Source organism: Curvibacter sp. CHRR-16 (assembly GCF_018474005.1).
Taxonomy (GTDB): Bacteria; Pseudomonadota; Gammaproteobacteria; order Burkholderiales; family Burkholderiaceae_C; genus Allorhodoferax.
Map to the genome: position 1 here is coordinate 252,212 of NZ_JAHCSH010000005.1, position 19,862 is coordinate 272,073.

General features: G+C 56.3%; 21 protein-coding genes. 12 read left to right on the top strand and 9 right to left on the bottom strand.

The window, feature by feature from the left end; translation table 11 throughout:
* Nucleotides 1-11: 11 nt before the first annotated feature.
* Both KIK84_RS12915 and KIK84_RS12920 read right to left on the bottom strand, forming a co-directional pair.
* Complete coding sequence (locus KIK84_RS12915) at nucleotides 12-443, bottom strand: DNA polymerase III subunit chi (protein WP_214123506.1); 432 nt, start codon at nucleotides 441-443, stop codon at nucleotides 12-14.
* Nucleotides 440-1,885 (bottom strand): leucyl aminopeptidase, encoded by a 1,446-nt coding sequence (locus KIK84_RS12920; RefSeq protein WP_214123507.1) that lies wholly within the window; start codon nucleotides 1,883-1,885, stop codon nucleotides 440-442. Before KIK84_RS12920 ends, KIK84_RS12915 begins: the two co-directional genes overlap by 4 nt.
* A 22-nt stretch (nucleotides 1,886-1,907) precedes the next feature.
* Here KIK84_RS12920 and lptF point away from each other — a divergent pair, with 22 nt between their 5' ends.
* From lptF to KIK84_RS12940, 4 genes are read left to right on the top strand one after another with little or no spacing between them, the layout of a single operon-like run.
* On the top strand, nucleotides 1,908-3,017 hold the full coding sequence (gene lptF / locus KIK84_RS12925; RefSeq protein ID WP_214123508.1) for an LPS export ABC transporter permease LptF: 1,110 nt from the start codon (nucleotides 1,908-1,910) through the stop codon (nucleotides 3,015-3,017).
* Nucleotides 3,014-4,117 (top strand): LPS export ABC transporter permease LptG, encoded by a 1,104-nt coding sequence (lptG, locus tag KIK84_RS12930; RefSeq protein ID WP_214123509.1) that lies wholly within the window; start codon nucleotides 3,014-3,016, stop codon nucleotides 4,115-4,117. Before lptF ends, lptG begins: the two co-directional genes overlap by 4 nt.
* A gap of 4 nt (nucleotides 4,118-4,121) precedes the next feature.
* Nucleotides 4,122-4,505, top strand: coding sequence for a sirohydrochlorin chelatase (locus KIK84_RS12935; RefSeq protein WP_214123510.1), 384 nt, complete (start codon nucleotides 4,122-4,124; stop codon nucleotides 4,503-4,505).
* 7 nt (nucleotides 4,506-4,512) lie between these two features.
* Entirely contained in the window at nucleotides 4,513-5,478 is a 966-nt protein-coding gene (locus KIK84_RS12940; RefSeq protein ID WP_214123511.1) for a CysB family HTH-type transcriptional regulator, read from the top strand.
* A gap of 1 nt (nucleotide 5,479) precedes the next feature.
* Here KIK84_RS12940 and KIK84_RS12945 read toward each other — a convergent pair whose 3' ends face one another.
* The 6 genes from KIK84_RS12945 to mltG are packed head-to-tail and all read right to left on the bottom strand — an operon-like array spanning nucleotide 5,480 to nucleotide 9,976.
* Complete coding sequence (locus tag KIK84_RS12945) at nucleotides 5,480-6,133, bottom strand: ankyrin repeat domain-containing protein (protein WP_214123512.1); 654 nt, start codon at nucleotides 6,131-6,133, stop codon at nucleotides 5,480-5,482.
* An 11-nt stretch (nucleotides 6,134-6,144) separates the two neighbouring features.
* On the bottom strand, nucleotides 6,145-6,933 hold the full coding sequence (locus KIK84_RS12950) for a TatD family hydrolase (RefSeq protein ID WP_214123513.1): 789 nt from the start codon (nucleotides 6,931-6,933) through the stop codon (nucleotides 6,145-6,147).
* A gap of 37 nt (nucleotides 6,934-6,970) precedes the next feature.
* The gene (locus KIK84_RS12955) at nucleotides 6,971-7,333 is read right to left on the bottom strand and encodes a PilZ domain-containing protein (RefSeq protein ID WP_214123514.1); all 363 of its coding nucleotides are present in this window, start codon (nucleotides 7,331-7,333) and stop codon (nucleotides 6,971-6,973) included.
* Nucleotides 7,330-8,355 carry a DNA polymerase III subunit delta' gene (gene holB, locus KIK84_RS12960; RefSeq protein ID WP_214123515.1) on the bottom strand — a complete coding sequence of 342 codons (1,026 nt, stop codon included), beginning with the start codon at nucleotides 8,353-8,355 and terminating at the stop codon, nucleotides 7,330-7,332. Before holB ends, KIK84_RS12955 begins: the two co-directional genes overlap by 4 nt.
* Nucleotides 8,343-8,975 carry a dTMP kinase gene (gene tmk, locus KIK84_RS12965; protein WP_214123516.1) on the bottom strand — a complete coding sequence of 211 codons (633 nt, stop codon included), beginning with the start codon at nucleotides 8,973-8,975 and terminating at the stop codon, nucleotides 8,343-8,345. The genes holB and tmk overlap by 13 nt, the downstream gene beginning before the upstream one ends.
* A complete protein-coding gene (mltG, locus tag KIK84_RS12970; RefSeq protein ID WP_214123517.1) occupies nucleotides 8,972-9,976 on the bottom strand; it encodes an endolytic transglycosylase MltG in 1,005 nt (334 codons plus the stop codon). The genes tmk and mltG overlap by 4 nt, the downstream gene beginning before the upstream one ends.
* Before the next feature lie 47 nt (nucleotides 9,977-10,023).
* Between mltG and ygfZ the strand changes: the two genes are divergently transcribed.
* From ygfZ to KIK84_RS13005, 7 genes are all read left to right on the top strand, one after another.
* Nucleotides 10,024-10,926, top strand: coding sequence for a CAF17-like 4Fe-4S cluster assembly/insertion protein YgfZ (ygfZ, locus tag KIK84_RS12975; RefSeq protein WP_214123518.1), 903 nt, complete (start codon nucleotides 10,024-10,026; stop codon nucleotides 10,924-10,926).
* A gap of 88 nt (nucleotides 10,927-11,014) precedes the next feature.
* Nucleotides 11,015-11,665 (top strand): protein phosphatase CheZ, encoded by a 651-nt coding sequence (locus tag KIK84_RS12980; RefSeq protein ID WP_214123519.1) that lies wholly within the window; start codon nucleotides 11,015-11,017, stop codon nucleotides 11,663-11,665.
* A gap of 148 nt (nucleotides 11,666-11,813) precedes the next feature.
* On the top strand, nucleotides 11,814-12,641 hold the full coding sequence (locus KIK84_RS12985; protein ID WP_214123520.1) for a transporter substrate-binding domain-containing protein: 828 nt from the start codon (nucleotides 11,814-11,816) through the stop codon (nucleotides 12,639-12,641).
* A 67-nt stretch (nucleotides 12,642-12,708) separates the two neighbouring features.
* Nucleotides 12,709-13,395: an ABC transporter permease gene (locus KIK84_RS12990; protein WP_214123521.1), complete on the top strand. Its 687-nt coding sequence runs from the start codon at nucleotides 12,709-12,711 to the stop codon at nucleotides 13,393-13,395.
* The gene (locus tag KIK84_RS12995; RefSeq protein ID WP_214123522.1) at nucleotides 13,392-14,105 is read left to right on the top strand and encodes an ABC transporter permease; all 714 of its coding nucleotides are present in this window, start codon (nucleotides 13,392-13,394) and stop codon (nucleotides 14,103-14,105) included. Before KIK84_RS12990 ends, KIK84_RS12995 begins: the two co-directional genes overlap by 4 nt.
* Before the next feature lie 46 nt (nucleotides 14,106-14,151).
* Nucleotides 14,152-15,276, top strand: coding sequence for a succinylglutamate desuccinylase/aspartoacylase family protein (locus KIK84_RS13000; RefSeq protein ID WP_214123523.1), 1,125 nt, complete (start codon nucleotides 14,152-14,154; stop codon nucleotides 15,274-15,276).
* A 22-nt stretch (nucleotides 15,277-15,298) separates the two neighbouring features.
* A complete protein-coding gene (locus tag KIK84_RS13005; RefSeq protein ID WP_214123524.1) occupies nucleotides 15,299-16,075 on the top strand; it encodes an ABC transporter ATP-binding protein in 777 nt (258 codons plus the stop codon).
* A 55-nt stretch (nucleotides 16,076-16,130) separates the two neighbouring features.
* On the opposite strand, the gene KIK84_RS13010 is transcribed toward KIK84_RS13005, so the two are convergent.
* Entirely contained in the window at nucleotides 16,131-16,577 is a 447-nt protein-coding gene (locus KIK84_RS13010; protein ID WP_214123600.1) for an Lrp/AsnC family transcriptional regulator, read from the bottom strand.
* Nucleotides 16,578-16,735: 158 nt separating this feature from the next.
* Between KIK84_RS13010 and KIK84_RS13015 the strand changes: the two genes are divergently transcribed.
* Nucleotides 16,736-19,687: a Tn3 family transposase gene (locus tag KIK84_RS13015; protein ID WP_214123525.1), complete on the top strand. Its 2,952-nt coding sequence runs from the start codon at nucleotides 16,736-16,738 to the stop codon at nucleotides 19,685-19,687.
* The last annotated feature ends 175 nt before the right edge of the window (nucleotides 19,688-19,862 follow it).

The following is a 19,862-nucleotide window of genomic DNA, read 5'->3' on the forward strand; positions in this document are numbered from 1 at the left end:
GTCTATTCGTCTCAGTCGGCGCGTCCAGTCAAGTCATGGCGTACGATGGGCAAACCACGGCGGGTGTATTCACGCCAGCGGTTGCGTGCTTGCTGACGGTCATGCTCATCCAGACCGACGACCTCAATCACGCGAGCGAAGGCTTCCACGCCTGCAGGCACCTCTTCTGCCAAGTTAAGCAACACCCATGAGGCTCCATTCCTTGGGGTAAACACACTATCGGCAAGCACCACGGCGCAGCGCTCTTGAAAGGCATCCCCGTGGCGGCAATGGGCTATGAAGGCGGTGGACTCAAAGTTCCACAGCTTGGCATCCACCCTGTCCAGCAGACTTTGGGGGCCATGGATCTGAATGCGCACGCCCTTTGCGATCGCTTTGCGCGTCAAACGACAAAGGTAGTTCCATTTGTCAGACGCGCCGAAATGGAAAGCGACTTCGGTCACCGCACCTCCGCTTGGCTCAGCAAGTATTGCAGCAGCAAGGGGACAGGGCGGCCAGTAGCGCCTTTGGCTGCACCACCTTTCCATGCTGTTCCAGCAATATCCAGATGCGCCCAAGGTGTGTCACCGACAAAGCGTTGCAAAAATTTGGCGGCGGTCACCGAGCCTGCGGCTCGGCCAGCCACGTTGGCGACATCGGCAAAGTTGCTTTTTAAGCCTTCGCTGTACTCGTCATCCAAAGGCATGCGCCAGCAAAGATCGGCGCTTTTTTCACCAGCATTTTGCAGCGCCAAGGCCAAGCCATCGTTATTCGAAAACAATCCACTGCGCACGCTGCCCAAGGCAATTACACATGCGCCTGTCAGGGTGGCGATATCGACAATCGCTTGGGGCTTAAAGCGTTTGGCATAGGTGAGTGCATCACACAAGATCAAACGCCCTTCTGCATCGGTGTTGAGCACCTCGATCGTTTGCCCGTCCATGCTAGTGAGCACATCACCGGGTTTGATGGATTTGCTGCTGGGCAAATTTTCACACGCAGGAATAAGCCCCACTACATTGATTTTGGGGCGCAATTGCCCCAAAGCCTCGAAAGTACCCAGCACACTGGCGGCACCGCACATGTCGAACTTCATCTCATCCATCTCAGCAGCAGGTTTGATGGAAATGCCACCACTATCAAACGTGATGCCTTTACCCACCAGCACTACCGGCGCTTTGGACTTGGCTGCACCGTCGTAACGCAACACGATAAAGCGCAGGGGCTCATCGGAACCTTGGGCAACCCCCATAAAAGACCCCATGCCCAGTTTGGCTACTTCTTTCGGCCCTAGGACCTCACAAGTCAGGTTGGCTCGCTTGGCCAAATCTTGCGCAGCTTTTGCCAGCAGGGTTGGCGTAGCGTAGTTGCCCGGACGGTTGCCCCACTCTTTGGCCAATGCCTGACCCGTGACGGTAGCTTGCGCCAATGCCAGTGCATTTTGCAGCGCTTTGGCATTGGGTGCACGCAAACCTATTTTTTGCAAACGCACAGGCTCTGTCTTGCTGCGCGATGCGGTGTATTGGTAGAGGGCATCGGCAAACAGCGCCACTGTTTGGCGCACGAAGTCTTCATCCACTGCTTCCAAACAAGCCACAACGGTGTGGCTGCAAGTGGTTTTCAGTGTGGACAACACAGTTTGCAAGCCGGCCCGTGCAGCTTTCAAACTGGCATCATTGACCGGCAATACATACACCTTGCCAGCAGCAATACCCACAGGCCGATAGACCGATATAAGCGGATTTTTCTTCGGATCCAAATCACCTTGGACTTGAACATCCGCCAACAGTTGGCTGATCGCGTCCGTACTACTTGCCGCGAAAGTTGTGGGCACAAGCAAAACCAAGGCTTCGGCCTTTTCCTTTGCCAGGGTTTTGAGGTTCAAAGCTTGCAAATCAAAGTTCATAATGCGGTTTTCCTTTTCGACAATGTTATTCCATTCATCCGTACGCAAAGAGCTAGCACGCAGTTTTGGAGGCACCTTGGTGGTGTTGTCCACTGTGGTGATGACCATGACGCTTTTGCGTACGGTGGGGGATGCATCACGTGGCACATTCAACCCGGCCGATGTGTTGCTGATCATGGGCTATACCGTGTTATCGGACATGCCCACCATACTGACCTTGAGTCTATTCATTGGCATTTTGTCCATGCTCACCCGCATGTACCGCGACAGCGAAATGGTGATTTGGTTTGGCAGCGGTGCTGGTCTTGCGCGTGTACTGCCCGCTTTGTTGCGTTTCGCTTGGCCGGTGATCTTGATGGTGGCCGGTTTGGCCATCGTGATCTTGCCGTGGGCATTTTCGCGCATCGAAGATTTGCGCTTTGACTATGAAAAGCGTGGTGATATTGCCCGTATCGAACCTGGGCAATTTCAAGAGTCAACCGACGGGTCCCGAGTGTTTTTCATAGAAAAAAACAGCAAAAATCAGCAAGTAGGACACAACGTATTCATATCCACCACCGAAGCGGGCAAAGAAACGGTCACAACAGGACAAAAAGGCAGCATTGAAGTGCGTGGCACGGACAAGTTTTTGCTGCTCGATAACGGCCAGCGGCTAGAACGGTCACCCGGACAGGCCGATGTCACACTCACACAATTTACCCAATACGGTGCCCGCGTAGGACGCAGCGAGCACGCCAGCCGGGATTACGCCCCAACCCAATCGATTTCGACATTGCAAATGCTCGGCTCCTCAGATAAGAGCTATCAGGCTGAATTGAGCTGGCGTTTTGGCTTACCACTGGCAGCATTCAATTTGGTAATCATTGCCCTTTCCTTGGCATCGGCCAACCCCAGAGCAGGAAAAGCCAGTAATTTGGGGATGGCATTTCTTGCTTTCGTGGTCTATTTCAACCTCTTGGTATTGGGCAAAAGCTGGATTGCGTCTGCTCATATCAGCTTGTTGTCCTACCTGTTACTGGTGCATGGCGGTATAGCCTGTATTGCTGGCATTTGGCTGTTTTTGCGCCATCACAACGTTAGCTGGAGCGATTGGATTGCGCGCAGTACGCATCGCCGAGGAGGCAAAAGATGAAAACGCTGCGCAAATTGCTGTACCTAGAGGTCATTCAAGCGGTTGCTTTGGTCACAGCTGGCTTCATGGCCTTGTTTTTCTTTTTTGATGCCGTGGATGAGTTGCAAACAGTCAATCGTTTGCAAGCCCCCGGCTACCAAGCCACCCAAGCCTTGCTCTACGTGGTCATGATGATTCCTAGCCATATCTACGAACTATTTCCTATCACGGTGCTCATTGGAACCATTTTCGTGATGGCCCGTTTGGCCCGCAGTTCTGAGTTCACGATTTTGCGTACCAGTGGATTAGGGCCCGGCCGTGCTTTGCGTTCGCTCACCCTGCTGGGTTTGAGTTTTGTGCTGTTCACTTTCGTCATTGGCGACTACGTGGCCCCACTGGCTGACAAAACAGCGCAGATGCTCAAATCCCAAGCACAAGGACGTATCAGCATCGGTAAAACAGGTGCATGGCTTAAAGAGCGCCAAGCATTCAACCAATTTGCGGTCAATGTGGGGGCCTTGACCCCCGATTCGACCATGCAAGACATCCGCATTTTTGAGTTTGACCGCCGCGGTTTTATCGTCTCACTCACCCAAGCGGCATCTGCCAGCGTGCAAGGCGAAGCTTGGTTGCTCAATGATGTGGAACGCACCGAATTTTTGTCCCCCGATACCGATGCATCGCAGGTCAGTATCAACCGGGTGGATAGCTTGCGCTGGCCAAGCCAGATCAGTGCGGAAATGGTGGCTGCAGCCGTGCTCAAGCCAGAACGCATGGGCACATGGGATTTGTTTCAGTACATCCGCCACCTGACAGCCAATGGACAAACTGCGCAAAAGTATGAAATTCAGTTTTGGAAAAAGCTGTTTTACCCCATGAGTTGTTTGGTGATGGTGGTACTGGCCTTGCCTTTTGCATACCTGCATTTCCGCTCAGGCAGTATTTCTGGCTACACCTTTGTAGGCGTGATGGCGGGCATTAGCTTTGTTTTGCTCAACAACGTCATGAACGACATGGGCAACTTGCGAGGGTGGGATCCCCTGCTCTCTGCCGCCTTACCCAGTCTGCTGTACGGTGGTTTGTCCTTATCGGTTTTCACTTGGTTGGTTTTAAGACGGTAGATTTATGGCTTTTGAGCATGAACAAGCAATCGTATTGCTGGCCCACGGGTCGCGAGATCCCGCGTGGCACCAGTCCATCTTGGCCGTACAAGCGTGCATAGAAGCGCAAGCTCCCAACTTGCAAGTGGCATGCGCGTATTTGGAACTGAGCAGTCCTGAACTAGCCCAAGCCGTAGCGGATTTGGTGCAATGCAACGCGCGCCACATTGCCATATTGCCTTTGTTTTTGGGCATGGGTAAACATGCGCGGGAAGACATTCCTCCTTTGGTGGAGTCCTTGCGCACTCAATACCCCCAAGTGCGTTTCACATTGCAAGCATCGGTGGGTGAAAGCCCGCAGCTAATCGCTTTGTTGGCCCAATTGGCCTTGACCCCTTTTCAGCCTTGAGACTGCTATGAATTTGCACCAATTTCGCTTCGTGCAAGAAGCTGCGCGCCGCAACCTCAACCTGACCGAAGCGGCCAAGGCTTTGCATACATCGCAGCCCGGTGTGTCCAAAGCCATCATTGAGCTGGAAGAGGAATTGGGCATCGACATCTTTGCGCGCCATGGCAAACGACTCAAGCGCATTACCGAGCCAGGGCAGCATGTCTTGCGCAGCATTGAAGTCATCCTGCGGGAAGTGAACAACCTCAAACGCATTGGCGAGCAGTTCAGCACCCAAGACAGCGGCACCTTGTCGATAGCAACCACCCACACCCAAGCGCGCTATGTGCTGCCCGAGCACGTAGCACGCTTGCGCACCTCTTACCCTAAAGTCAGCGTCAGCCTGCACCAAGGCTCGCCCGACCAAGTGGCTCGCATGCTCATCGAGGATGTGGCCGAAATTGGCATCGCAACAGAGTCCTTGGCCAATTACGAAGAACTTGTGACCTTGCCATGCTATGAGTGGCAGCACATGCTGATACTGCCAGCAGACCACAAGCTGGCCAAGCTAGAGCGCATCAGCTTAGAAGATGTAGCGCAAGAGCCATTAATCACCTACCACCCATCATTTACCGGGCGTACCCGCATCGACAATGCATTTCACGCTCGCAAACTCGAACCCCATATCGTGTTGGAAGCGATTGATTCCGATGTGATCAAAACCTATGTGCGCTTAGGATTGGGGATTGGCATTGCAGCAGAAATGTCGGTACACGACGTGCTGCAAGACATGCAAAGCACCCAACAACGTAGCGATTTGGTTGTCCGCCCAGCGGGCTATCTATTTGGTCAAAACGTCACGCGCGTTGCTTTCAAACGTGGGGCCTATTTGCGCGACTTTGTGTACACCTTTGCGGAATACCTCAGCAACCGCCTCAGCCGCAGCTTGATTGCCCGGGCCATGGATGGCCACTCCAGCGACTACGGCATCTGAATTACCAAGTTGCAGGCCCATTTCTGCGGCGAATTTCTGCTTGAATCACTTGGGCTATCTCACTACGCTGTAAACGGTTGGCAAAATCCACCGCCGTCATGCCTAGCTGATTTTTCAAGGTCGGATCAGCCCCTGCTTTGAGCAATAACTCCACGGCAGCTTTGGGAGCATACATGGCCGCCATCATCAGCGGGGTTGTCCCATTGGGGGACTCCGCATCGATGTAGGCATAGTGATCCAACAGCAGTTGGATGATGCCCTCATCTCCTTTGGTCGCAGCGTAATGCAAAGGCGTCCACCCGGGTTTGTTGACATCCACCTCCCGCGCCAAAAGCTGCTGCACCAGCGGCGTCATCCCTTTCAAGCAAGCGAGCATTAGAGGGGTTTCGTCGTTGCGATTGCGCACATCGAGTTGGATATCAGGTGCTTGCACCAGCACCGCCAACACATCCAGCGCTGGACTGGCAATAGCCACAAAAATGGCTGGTATACCCTCTGGATTCACAGTATTGGGATCCATGCCACGGGCCAGTAAATTGCGCATGGCAGGCGCGCTATCGCGTTCAATAGCGGAAAAAAAGTCTTCATACGCACCCGCCTGCACCACGCTGCTGAGCAAACAACAAGCAAGGGCAATACACCAGCGTTTCAGCATACGCGTATGCCTCAGGCAGGTTTGAACAGTTGGTCAAAATTGTGGCTGGTCTGGTGTGCCACCTGCTCCACCGTCAGTCCTTTGAGTGAGGCAATTTGCTCGGCCACATACGGCACCAACGCGGGTGTATTGACCTTGCCCCGGTACGGAACAGGTGCGAGATAAGGGCTATCGGTTTCAATCAACAAGCGATCCATGGGCACCATGCACACCACATCACGCAAAACTTGGGCATTTTTAAAGGTCACAATGCCCGACATGGAGATGTAAAACCCCAAATCCAAAGCTGCTTGGGCTACTTGGGTGTCTTCGGTAAAACAGTGGAACACGCCACCTGCACAGCCAGAAGATCCATCCTCGCCCTCTTCACGCAAAATAGCCAAGGTGTCTTCAGAGGCTTGGCGGGTATGGATTATGAGTGGCTTACCCACCTGCCGCGCCGCCCGAATATGCACCCGAAAGCGCTCACGTTGCCACTCCATCTCGGCCACGCTGCGGCCATTGAGTCGGTAGTAATCCAGGCCCGTCTCACCAATACCCAACACCTTGGGGCGCGCAGACAAAGCCACCAAGCCATCCACCGTCGGCTCTGTGATGTCCTCGTAGTCGGGGTGAACCCCCACGGTAGACCAAATGTGGGCGTTTTGCACTGAAAAACCATGCACCGTGTCGAACTCCTCCAAAGTGGTGCAGATGCACAAGGCGCGTGTTACTTGCGCCTCTTGCATGCGCTGCGCAATCTGGGGCCAGTCAGCTTGGAGCTCAGGGAAAGTCAGGTGGCAATGGGAGTCGGTAAACATGCATGCAAATGCATCGCCACAAACAGGCGATGGCTTCTTAAATGGTTTGGGTCGTTTTTTCTGAGTTCAGATGCACACCCAAAATTTCTTCAATTTTGAGCTTGAGTGCGCGCACTTTTTCATCTTGGGCGGGGAAGATAACCCCCACACCTTGAGCACGGCCACTGGATGCGCGAGCGGGGGTAATCCAGCCTACCTTGCCAGCCACGGGATAACGCTGGATGTCGTCAGGCAGGGTCAGCAACACGTAAATGTCATCACCCAAGTCGTAATCGCGGTTACTGGGAATAAAGATACCGCCATCGGTGAAGACAGAAATGTAGGCGGCATGCAAAGCGGATTTTTCTTTGATCGCCAGTTGAATCACACTGGGGCGGTTATTTGATGCGGCAGTACTCATGGTTTTTTCCCCAGTAAAGGCAGCACTAAAGCAGATCGCGCCTGCTCCATCCAAGCCTCAAGCATAAGGCCAGCATGAAAGGGATGCTCTACGTGACGCCATATCTGTTGTAATTCGCTCGCCCATTGGCGAAGGCGTGCACCATGCACCGGAATGCCTTGCAAATCCGCTGCAGAGAAATAACGCGGAGATGCTCGGCCATGCAGTGCCAACAAATCGTGCGCCAGTTTGTAAAGAGCATCAAGCACATCACTGGCCATCCAGTTGCGCACATCGTCCAGTTGCCCTTTAAGAACCTGCTGTGGAAATGCAGACCAGTTTTGTGCAGTGCGTCCTAGCTGCTTATACCGCCAAGCTTCGTGTGGTAAACCACCTGCAGCGCGCAGCAGAACGGCTGCTTCACTGGCTTGCACCCCCTGATTTTGCAACCAGTGCAAGGCTTCATCCGTTTCAGGCCAACGCATGGTGTGGACTTGGCAGCGGCTGCGAATAGTCGGCAACAGCGCATGGGCAGACTCGGTAGCCAGCACAAAGCGTGTATCACCTGCAGGCTCTTCCAGTGTTTTGAGCAAGGCGTTGGCCGCGATGGCGTTCATCTGCTCAGCGGGGTATACCAGCACCACTTTGCCACGCCCGCGTGCACTGGTGCGTTGCGCAAACTCAACGGTATCGCGCAGCGCATCAACCCGGATTTCTTTGCTGGCCTTGCGCTTCTTGTCATCGATCTCGCTTTGGGCCTTTTCAGACAAAGGCCACCCCTGCTCTAGCATTTGTACCTCGGGCATGAGGACCGCCAAATCCGCGTGGGCGTGTACGCCAATGGCGTGACAACTGCCGCACTCGTGGCAAGCCCCCTGCTCTGTGGGGTTGTCGCACAACCAAGTACTGGCCAGTTGCATAGCCAAGTCGTATTGCCCCAAACCCGATGGCCCCTGCAGTAGCCAAGCATGACCACGCTGGCGCTGCAAGGCTTGCAGCTGCTCTTGCAGCCAGGGCATCACCGTCTTATTCACCGCAACCATCCTCGCTGAACAAGGGCTTGGCACACATCGGCCCACACTTGCTCGCGTGGTTGATCAGCGGCAATGCGCGCAAAGCGTTGTGGATCAGCCTGCTGGCGGCGTGCATAGCCTTGCACCACTTGGTGAAAGAAATCCTCTGGCTGTGATTCAAACCGGTCAGCCGTGCGCGCCTGCACCAAACGGGCAGCTGCCACTGCCGGCGGCAAGTCAAACCAAATCGTCAAATCAGGCTGTAGTACAGCACCTTGTTGGCTTTGCACCCACTGCTCCAACTGCAGCAAAGTAGCCCAATCCACACCACGCCCACCCCCTTGGTAAGCAAACGACGCATCGGCAAAACGGTCACACAGCACCACATCCCCGCGCTGTAAAGCAGGGCGAATCACCTGCTGCACATGATCGCGGCGGGCTGCAAACACCAGCAAGGCCTCGGTCAGTGCATCCATGGGGTGGTTGAGCACGAGCTGACGCAACTGCTCGGCCAGTTCGGTGCCACCGGGTTCGCGACTGCGCGTAACGCTGTAGCCTTGCTGCTGCAACAGCGAAGCCAGCGCATCGATATGGCTCGATTTGCCAGCACCATCGATGCCCTCAAAGCTGATGAAAATGCCTTGGCTCATGGCGCGTCACTTCCGGCTAATTTGGAGCGCTGGTATTGGTTCACGGCGCGGTTATGGTCTGGCAAATTGGTGCTGAACTGGCTACTGCCATCTCCACGGGCCACAAAATACAGCACCCGACTTCCAGCGGGCTGCACAGCAGCCCACAATGCCCCTTTACCGGGCATCGCAATGGGGGTTGGCGGCAAGCCATCGCGGGTGTAGGTGTTGTAGGGAGTGTCTTGCTGCAAATCGGCTTTGCGCAAATTGCCATCAAAGCGCTCACCCAAACCGTAAATCACGGTCGGATCGGTTTGCAAACGCATACCAATGGCCAAACGGTTATTGAATACCGCCGAAATCATGGCGCGATCCGACGCTTTCCCGGTCTCTTTTTCTACGATGCTGGCCAGTATCAGAGCCTGCTCCGGGTTTTGCAGGGGAATGTCCTTGTTACGCGCACTCCATGCGCGCTCCAGTTGTTTGTCCATGGCCAACATGGCCCGTTTGAGTACAGCCAAATCACTCGATCCTTTGGCATAGGTATAGGTATCCGGAAAGAAACGCCCCTCAGCGGCCACACCCGGGCGCTGTAGCGCCTGCATGATGTCAGCATCCGCCATGGCCTGTGTGTCCGGCTTGAGTGCTTGGGCCTTGGCCAGCGCTTGGCGCACTTGGCGAAAATTCCACCCTTCTACCAAAGTCACGCTGCGCAAAGCCTCATCGCCTTGCACCAGCTTTTGCAGCAGTTCGTACGGCGTCGTTCCTGCACTGATTTCGTAGCTGCCAGCCCGAATCGCCCGCGCTTTGCCCGAGATCCGAAACCAGCTATAGAGCAGCACAGGCTCGACATCAATACCCGACTGACGCACCAACTGCGCCACCTCTTTAGGGGTACTGCCCGCTTCGATGGACAAATCCACCACCGCTTGGGCTTGGGGCATGGGGCTACCCAACCACCAGGCTGCAGCACCAACGAACGCCAGCACTGCCAACAAAAGTCCCGTCAACCAGACGCGCACAGCCCTTGCTCCCGTGAGTCCATAAAAGGGGAATCATAATTCAGCCCATGCATACACCAGCCCTTCCTGACACACTGAAAAATGGCCACGCCGCCCTGCCCCACTGGGGGGTACTGGAACTGCGAGGCGCTGACGCCGCCAAGTTCATCCACAACCAGCTGACGCAAGACTTCGTGCTGCTGCGCCAAGACCAATACCGTTTGGCCGCTTTGTGCTCGCCACAAGGTCGCATGCTGGGCAGCTTTTGGGGTATCAAGCCTGAAACCAACTGCGTCCTACTCATTGCGCCGCGTGCGCAAATCGCCCCCTTGTTGCAACGCTTGCGCATGTTCGTCCTGCGTGCCGCGGTTCAACTGCGCGATGCCAGTAGTGACTGGTCGCTCTGGGGTGCAACCACCACGCAAGAAACCAGTAGCACGCCACTAGAAAAGCGCGGCGCAGGCTTTGTGCTGCACTTACCCCCAGCACAAGGCTTGCAACGCCAACTGCATGTGCTGCCAAGCAACAGCGGAGAAACAAACGATTGGCCCAGCCAAGCCATGGACACCGCATGGTGGGATTGGCTGGATGTCATGAGCGGCATTGCAGCCATTTACCCCGAAACCGCCAATATGTGGGTTCCCCAGATGCTGAACTACGAATCTGTCGGCGGCGTGAACTTCAAAAAAGGCTGCTATCCCGGACAAGAAGTGGTGGCCCGTAGCCAGTTCAGAGGCACCTTGAAACGCAGGGCTTATTTGTTACAGAGTGAAATTTTTTTACCATTGGCTAGCCCTGTTTTGGCAGCCGGTGAAGAAGTAGGACACATCGCTGTCTGTGCTGCACATCCCACTAATGGCTACACCTCTATAGCAGTGCTACAGACATCGACCGAAAACGCCGATTTGCAGGCACAAAATCAAGGACTAGAACGGCTCCCACTTCCTTACAAATTACTCGAAGACATTTGACGATTTCCCGATAAATACCCTGATGGCTTTACTGCAGCCTCCATAATTCACCAAGCTGTTACGACACCAACAAGGGTTACGGAAAAATATGTCAACGCCGCTCAGCAAAGAAGAAGCTTTTTCACGTCTGGGATCCATCACGCGTGAAATGCACGAAGCCCTGACGGCTTTGGGGTCAAACCAACTGCACAGCATCGTGCAGGAAATCCCCAACGCCCGTGATCGGCTGAGTTATGTGGGCAAGATGACCGAGGATGCTGCCAACAAGGTGTTGAGTTTGGTTGAGCAGCACAAGCCCGAATGCGATGACCTGGCATCCCGTGGCCTGGAGTTGCGCGACTCCTTGGCCCGCATGGCCAACGATCCCCATATGAGCTTAGACAAAGCACGTGGCTTAATGACCGTGTGCAGCAAGTTTGCCGAGCGGACTGCTGGTTTTGCCGATGGGCAAGCCAATGCGCTCAGTGACATCATGATGGCGCAAGACTTCCAAGACTTGTCGGGACAGGTCATCAAGAAGGTGATCGACATCATCACGCGCACCGAATTGCAGCTAGTGCAATTGCTCATCGACAGCGCACCAGAGCAAGCAACACCCCATATGGCAGCCACAGGAACAGACGATGCGGCCCCAGCTGCATTGTCTGTCGATACCCACGTGCTCGAAGGCCCACAAACGGCCGACCAGGCACTCAAGCAAGAAGACGTCGACGATCTACTGGCTTCGCTGGGCTTCTGACCCCTTGTCACTCTGCCCAGCCCTATAGCCTCTATATGGCTTGCTGTCTCCAGTCGGGCACCCAAATTGCTAGTATCCCGTTCACTGTGTCATGGCAAGGTTGCCATGACACATCCCCACATCTTTCACTCGGTTTTTTGGAGATCCAATGAAAAAAGCACTGTTAGCGCTGGCAATTCCCTTTGTTCTGGTCGCCTGCGGCAAAAAAGAAGAGCCCGCAGCGGCAGCCCCTGCTCCAGCAGCCGCCCCAGCTACTGCAGAGCCTGCTGTGCTAAAAGTTGCGATTGATCCCACCTACGAGCCGTTCACCTACAAGACCCCCGATGGCCAGCCCACTGGCTTTGACGTGGATATCGCCAAGGCCTTGTGCGACCAAATCAAGCGCAAGTGCGAGTTTGTCGAACAAGTGTGGGACGGCATGATCCCCGGCCTGATCGCCAAAAAGTACGACGTCATCATCTCCTCCATGTCAGCCACAGAAGAGCGCAAGAAAGAGATCGACTTCTCGGACAAGTACTACAGCACCCCCAGCCGCATCGTGCTGAAAAAGGGCACCAAGTTCACCGACTTGGCGTCGTTGAAGGGCAAGAAAATTGGCGTTCTCAAAGGCTCTACCCAAGAGAAATACGCTGTGGACAACCTCAAGCCCGTGGGCGTGGTGATCAACTCCTACGAAGCCCAAGACCAAGTCTATTTGGACATCAAATCGGGCCGTATCGACGGCACCGTGGCGGACTATTTGGAAGTCACAGGCGGGTTCCTGTCCAAGCCTGAAGGCGCTAACTACGAATTCATCGGCCCTGTGCTGAGCGACCAGAAATACTTTGCTGGCGTTGCTGTGGCCATGCGCAAGGGCGAAGACAAGCTCAAGGCCGAGATGAGCGAAGCCATCAAGGCCCTCCGAGCCAATGGCGTTTACAAGACCATCAACGACAAGTACTTTGCCAAGTACAACATCGATGTGTACGGCGAATAAATCGCCATAACCGCACACACGGCACTACCAAGGGGCGCAGCAATGTGCCCTTTTTCACACCTTCTCCATGAACGCCTACTACCTCGCCATCCTCCAAGGCTCCTTGCTCACCATCGGGGTGTCCTTGCTGGCATTGTTGGTGGCCATCGTGCTGGGTTTGCTGGGCGCCAGCGCCAAGCTCTCAGGACGGCGCATTCCCCAAGCCATTGCCACCCTGTACACCACCGTCATCCGGGGCGTGCCGGACTTGGTGGTCATGCTGCTGCTCTTTTACGGTGGCACCATGGGCTTGAACAAGCTGATGGAAGCTTTGGGCAGTTCGCGCACCGTGGACATCAACCCCTTTGTGGCAGGGGTGCTGACGATCGGCTTCATCTACGGTGCCTACATGACCGAAACCTTCCGCGGAGCCATCCAATCCATACCGCCAGGGCAAATGGAAGCGGCCTGGGCATTTGGCATGGGGCGCTGGCAAACCTTTTACCGCATCACCCTGCCACAAATGGTGCGCTACGCCCTGCCGGGATTTACCAACAACTGGTTGGTACTCATCAAATCGTGTGCGCTGGTGAGCCTCATCGGGCTCAAAGAAATGACCTATCTGGCCAAGCAAGCCAGTGCGGCCACCCGCTCACCGTTTGCTTTTTTTGTGTTCACCGCTGTGCTGTTTTTGCTCTACACCAGTGTCTCGCTGTGGGCGCTGCGCAAACTCAACCAGCGCTATAGCCTGGGCGTTAGAAAGGCCAGCGTATGAAGTGGCATGTCATTGTGGAGCCGCAGAACCTGCTCATGTACTGGCAGGGGTTGGTGACCACCATGGAGCTGCTGCTGGCCTCTCTGGCTGGTGGCGCCATCTTGGCCTTGATGTTGGCCTTGCTGCTCACCGGGCCTTGGCGCTGGGCGCGCTGGCTGGTCTCGGGCTATACCTACACGATGCGTGGCACGCCCCTGCTGTTGCAGGTGTACCTCATCTACTACGGGCTGGGACAAGTGGAGTGGATCCAAGCGCGCTGGGATGAAGTCTGGCCGTGGACCTATTTCAAAGAGCCCTTTTTCTGCGCCCTGCTCTCCTTCACCCTCAACACCGCAGCCTACACGGCCGAAATGCTGGCCGGGGCAATCCGTGAGACTCCAGCAGGCGAGATAGAAGCCGCCCATGCCTACGGCATGCCACGCTGGAAGGTCATGCTGCGCATCGTGCTGCCCAGCGCCATGCGCCGTTGCCTGCCCGCTTACAGCAATGAGGTCATCATGATGCTGCAAAGCACCAGCTTGGCCAGTGCGGTGCCCAGCATGCTGGATATCACTGCCGCCGCCAGCCGCGTGTACTCCGACTACTTCCTGCCCTTTGAGGCCTACATGGCCGCAGCACTGATCTACCTGCTGGTCACCTTTGTCCTGATGCTGATGTTCCGTTGGGCCGAAAAACGCTGGCTGGCTTTCCAAGGCCCGCGCAACCACTGAAGCCACTTCGCAGCCACCCCATCACCGCTTACCCCTGTTTTTTTGTATGCAACGACATGATCACGCACTTCTGAGCACCAGCCTGGGCACCCAGCGCGTGGTCAGCAGCTTCCACTATGGCCAAGCACTGGCTGGCTACCCCAAGGTCTACATCCAAGCCAGCTTGCACGCCGAAGAAATCCCCGGCATGTTGGTCGCCCACTTGCTCAAGCAAACCCTGCTCGAAGCAGAACAAGCCGGTCGGCTACCTGGCAGCGTGGTGCTGGTGCCCGCGGCCAACCCCATAGGACTGGCTCAGCGCTTGGACTACAAAGCCATGGGGCGCTTTGAGCTGGGCAGCTCCGAAAACTTCAACCGCCACTACCCCGACTTGGCCCAAGCCATCGCCGCACACGTAGCGCCCCAATTGGGCAGCGATGCCGCTGCCAATGTGCGCACCATCCGTGCCGCCGTCGGCCACTACCTGCAGCAGTGGCAACCCACCACCGAACTCGATAGCCTGCGCAAAACGCTGGTAGGCTTGGCCTACGACGCCGACGTGGTGCTGGACATGCACTGCGACTGGGAGGCCACTCCCCACCTCTACACCCTCAATAGCTGCTGGCCCACCATCGCCCCTTTGGCGCAACTGCTGCAAGCCAAAACCGTCTTGGTCACCGACGAAGGCGAGCACTCTTTCGAAGAATGTTTTAGCTGGGTCTGGACCGTGTTGCACCGACAACTCCACACCCCGGAGCGTCCCATCCCGCAAGCCTGCGCCAGTACCACCTTAGAGCTGCGCGGCGAAGGCGACGTGAACTACCCCTACGCCCAACACGATGCGCAAGCCATAGCCGCCTACCTGGCGCATTTGGGCGTTTTGCAAACCAGCGATCCGCTAACCCTGCCTGCTCCCGCATGCCAAGCCACGCCCTTGGCGGGTTCTCAAAGCCTGCGTGCGCCCCACGCCGGGGTGGTGGTGTTCCTGCACCAGCCGGGCGAATTCATCCGCGTGGGGGAAGCCGTGGCCCACATCGTCAACCCCATCGACGACCTCACCACCCCCGTCTGCGCCGAGGTGGAAGGCGTTTTCTACGCCCGCATCAAAGACCGTTACGTCCACGCGCACTGCGAAATCGGCCGCATTGCGGGGGCCTTGCCCTTCAAAACAGGCCCTTTGCTAGGCGTTTGACCCCACTTTTCTCCGTCTGACCATGACCACCTCCCCCATCAAACTGCAAGTCACCGACATCCACAAACGCTTTGGCAGCAACGAGGTGCTCAAAGGCGTGTCCCTCACCGCCCGGGCGGGCGATGTGATCAGCATCATTGGCAGCTCGGGTTCCGGAAAAAGCACCTTTTTGCGCTGCATCAACCTGCTGGAAAAGCCATCGCAAGGCAGCATCGCAGTGGCTGGTGAGGCCCTGCAGCTCCAAGCCGATGCCCAAGGCCAACTGCAGGCCCAAGACTCCAAGCAGTTGCAACGCTTGCGCACCAAATTGGCCATGGTGTTCCAGCACTTCAACCTGTGGTCGCACATGACGGTGCTGCAAAACATCATCGAAGTGCCTGTGCACGTGCTGGGCGTTCCCAAAGACCAAGCCGTGGAAAGCGCCCGCCAATACCTGGCCAAAGTGGGCCTGAGCAATGTGGAAGACCGCTACCCCAACCACATGAGCGGCGGCCAACAACAGCGCGTGGCCATTGCCCGCGCCTTGGCCGTGGAGCCCGAAGTGCTGCTGTTTGACGAACCCACCAGCGCGCTCGACCCGGAGTTGGTCACTGAGGTGCTCAAGGTCATGAAAACCTTGGCCCAAGAAGGCCGCACCATGGTGGTCGTCACCCACGAAATGGGCTTTGCCCGCGAGGTGTCCAACCACGTAGTGTTTCTGCACAAAGGCTTGGTGGAGGAAGAAGGCGATCCCGCCACCGTACTGACCCAACCGCGCAGCGAGCGCTTGGCGCAGTTCTTGAGCGGCAGCCTCAAGTAAGCTCCACCGGCACCCCAGCCATGCGTAGCAGGGCCTTCACGGCGGTGAGAACCTTTCAGGCATTGCGGTCCACCCGCAGGGCCAGCACCACCGAGGTAGTGGTCTTGATCACACCGTCGATTTCGCCGATCTCGTCCAGCAGCGCGTCCAGGCGCATCGTGGTGTCAGCCCGCAGCAGAGCCATGTAGTCGAACTCGCCGCTCACAGAAGCGAGGCGCCGCAACTCGGGCAGACGGGTGAGGCGGGCGATCACCTCGCGCTGGGCCTTGGGGCTGATGGAGATGCCCACGTAGGCCTGCACGCCGCGGTCCAGCGCCTCGCTGCCCAGACGCGCGGTGTAGCCCACGATCACTGAATCGGCCTCCAGTCGCGCTAGGCGCGCCACCACAGTGGTGCGTGCCACACCCAGTTTGCGTGCGAGGTTGGCCGTGCTCTCGCGGGCGTTGGCTTGCAGCAGTGCTATCAGGTCGCGGTCGATCTGATCTTTGGGAGCGGCTGGCATGGGGGCTGCCCCCAGGGCCGGTGTGTCGGGGTAATCTAGGTTTGCGTGCATTTTGTAGCGCTTTCAACCAAGGGTAAACCCTTGGTTTTTAAGCCCTCGATTCAGTCTCTGCTCGCCAGTTATAGTGTTCGGCAATTGCAACCCCACAGGGAGATGCTTTGGCCGGATTTCATTTGCGATTCGTCGGCTCCAAGGAGCTTCCAAAGTCCCTGTCGGACTTTGATGTCGAACAGTCTTTCAAGCTGAGTTCTGGGGACATCGCGGCAATCCGCGAACGCTTCCGGACGGACCGCAGGCTTGGGGCCGCTGTTCAACTGGTGGTGCTCCGAGCAACCGGTCGAGTCCTCGACCGTGCGACCTACCTTCCGCGCACCCTACTCAAGTCTCTGTGCCACTCACTTGGTTTGAGTGAAACGGCGATAGGCTCATTGAAGACCATCTATAAGCGAGTCGCCACCCTCTACGACCATCAAAGATGGGCCCGCGAAGTAGCAGGAATCAGCGATATAGATGATGCTGTTTTGGCCGAGTTGGCATTGGCATTGGCCGAGCTGACGAAGACGGCAGCTTCTGTGGACGACTTGGTTCAGGCTGCAGAGCGATGGCTGTTTGATCGCCGTTATCTGCTTCCATCGGACCGGGTTTTGCGTGACCATGCTCGCGATGCATTTGCCTCCACGGAGGCCATGGCCACGGCAGGAATCAAGAAGGAAATTCCTACTCCCGCACGCAAGCATATGGTTTCCTCAGTGTTCTCACCACGCCGCGGGCGCACGGGTGGAACTATGCTGGAGTGGCTCAAAACGCCACCAGGTAAACACAGCCCCACCACCTTGGCTGAGGTTTCAGAAAAGATCACTTATCTCAAGACGCTGGAAGTCGACAAGTGGCCGCTCAGTCACATCTCCACCGCGCGTATGCGCGCCTATGCCCAAGCAGTTGCGAACCGTCCGCCTTTTGACACCAGGCGTCTGAGCGATGACACCCAGATGCTGGAGGTCACCTGCTTCTTGCGAGTCACCTTGCTGGATCTCACCGACACCTTGATGTACTTGACCGGACGCCGTGTGAATGATCTGGTACGGCATGCCTCTGGGCGGGTCCTCAGCAAGCAGGCGCGTACCGCGGTCGAATACCGGCAGCAGCGAGATGAAATGCGCTTGATCATTCATGCGGAAGGCACAACTTCCGACGAGAAGATCGAAGCCCTCAAGAAGCTCATACCCGCCGATGAGTCCGCTGCAGCAATTGGTCACGCCGCACTGGTACGCCAGTCTCTGATTGACGACACCACCAAGGTGACCTCCCTGCTGAATGTCTTCTCTGATTTGGAGATCAAGGGGGATTCGGCACAACGGCCGCTCAAACAGGTGATGGCCCTGCGAGAGCTTGATGCCAAAGGCATCAAGGAGCTTCCAGTGGACTTTGACGTGAGCATTGTCGACCCAAGCTGGCACGAGCTGCTCAACGACAAAGACCGGAGCAAGGCATTCGCTGCGTTGAAGGCATCAACCATGCTGGCGGTTCGCCATGGTTTTCGGAGTTCTCGGCTTTGGGTCGATCACAGCTGGGACTACCGCAACCGAGAAGATTTGCTTATCCCTCCGGCGCAATGGAAGAAAGACCGACTGCGCTTGATCAGTGCATTGAGTCTGAATGCGGATCCAGAAAAATTCCTCACCCGGTTGTACGCCCACGTGGAGGCTGGCCTGCAAGCCCTGTCCGAAGCGGTAGAAGCTGGTGAAGTCAGTATTGACGAAAGTGGTCTGGTGCATTTGCCCCAGATGGAGGCGTTGGCACAGGACCAGGCCATTGACGCGAGCCGGAATGCGATGTTTGCCAGCATTGGAGAGGTTCAGATTGGCGACATCATTGTGGAAATGGACGCAGCCACAGGATTTAGCGAAGTACTGCTGGGCCGACGCGCAAAGTCCACCCAGGAGCTGGTCTCTTGCTACGCGGCACTGTTGGCCCACGGTACCGAGAACGATGCCAAAGGCGTGGCAGCGATGATTCCAGGCGTCGAAGTCGCTCATATTTCTGCGGCGATGCGCTCCCTGGAGGCGCATGGGCGCCTGCGTCGGGCCAACGACCGTGTCGTGGAGTTCCAGCGTCAGCACGCCATCACGGCCAATTGGGGTTCGGGTACCAAGGCGTCTTCGGACATGATGGCGCTGGACGCTTCCCGGCACCTGTACAACTCCAGAACCGATCCCCGGCGTCGAACCAGGGCGATCGGTCTTTATACCCACGTCCTGGATGTCTACGGGGTTGCCCATGACGAACCTATCGTCCACAACGAACGGCAAGGGTCAGTGGCCGTCAGCGGAGTTGAGGAATACAACGCCATGCAGACAGACGAACGCATGCGGTTGTCTTTGTTGGCGGTTGACACCCATGGCTACACGTTCGTCGCGATGACGTTCAGCAAGTTTCTGGGTTTTGATTTGTGCCCCCAGATGCGAGACCTCGCGGAACGTCGGCTTTACTTGCCCCGGTCAATCAAGATACCCGAGAACTTGGAGCGTATCGCGCTCACGAATGTGTCTGAGCGTGCGATTCACAAGGGGTGGGATGAGTTGCTACGCCTCGTTGCCTCGATTCGCAGCGGTCTGGTGACCCCCAAAGAACTGCTCGAAAAGATGGGTTCGTCGGCCCAAGGTGATCCCACGCACAAGGCGGCGGACCAATTGGGACGCCTGTTGCGCACGCTGTTTTTGTGTGATTACTTCAGCAACCCAGAGTTTCGGCGTGAAATACATACCTTGCTGAACCGTGGGGAGTCCGTCCACCAGTTGCAACGGGCTATCTACTTCGGCCGGTTGGCCGCGGAGCGCGGACGCCGGCGGGACGAAATCCGGGCGATTTCTGGCTCACACACTCTTTTGACCAATTTGGTCATTGCCTGGAACACCATGAAGATGCAGCAAGTCGTCGATCGCTGGCGCAAGGAAAAGTACCCGATTGAAGATCTCTGGCTGCGCCGCATGGGACCAGTTCACTTCGGGCACATCAATTTCCGTGGACTCATGGCATTTGGCGTGGAACGCTATGCCGACGCATTGTTGGATCAGCCACCCCAAAAACGCAGGGCCAGTGGTGGCGCTTAATTTTTAGGCGTTACTGATTTGCGTGCAAATTGTAGCGGTTTGGAAAAATAAACTCATATAAATCAATGACTTACAAGTTCGCCATATTTTGAGCGTTACTGATTTACGTGCAAATTGTAGCGGTTAGCCATTTTTGGGCGTGCGTCGAAGGGATCCCCAATTCGAGGGAAATCGG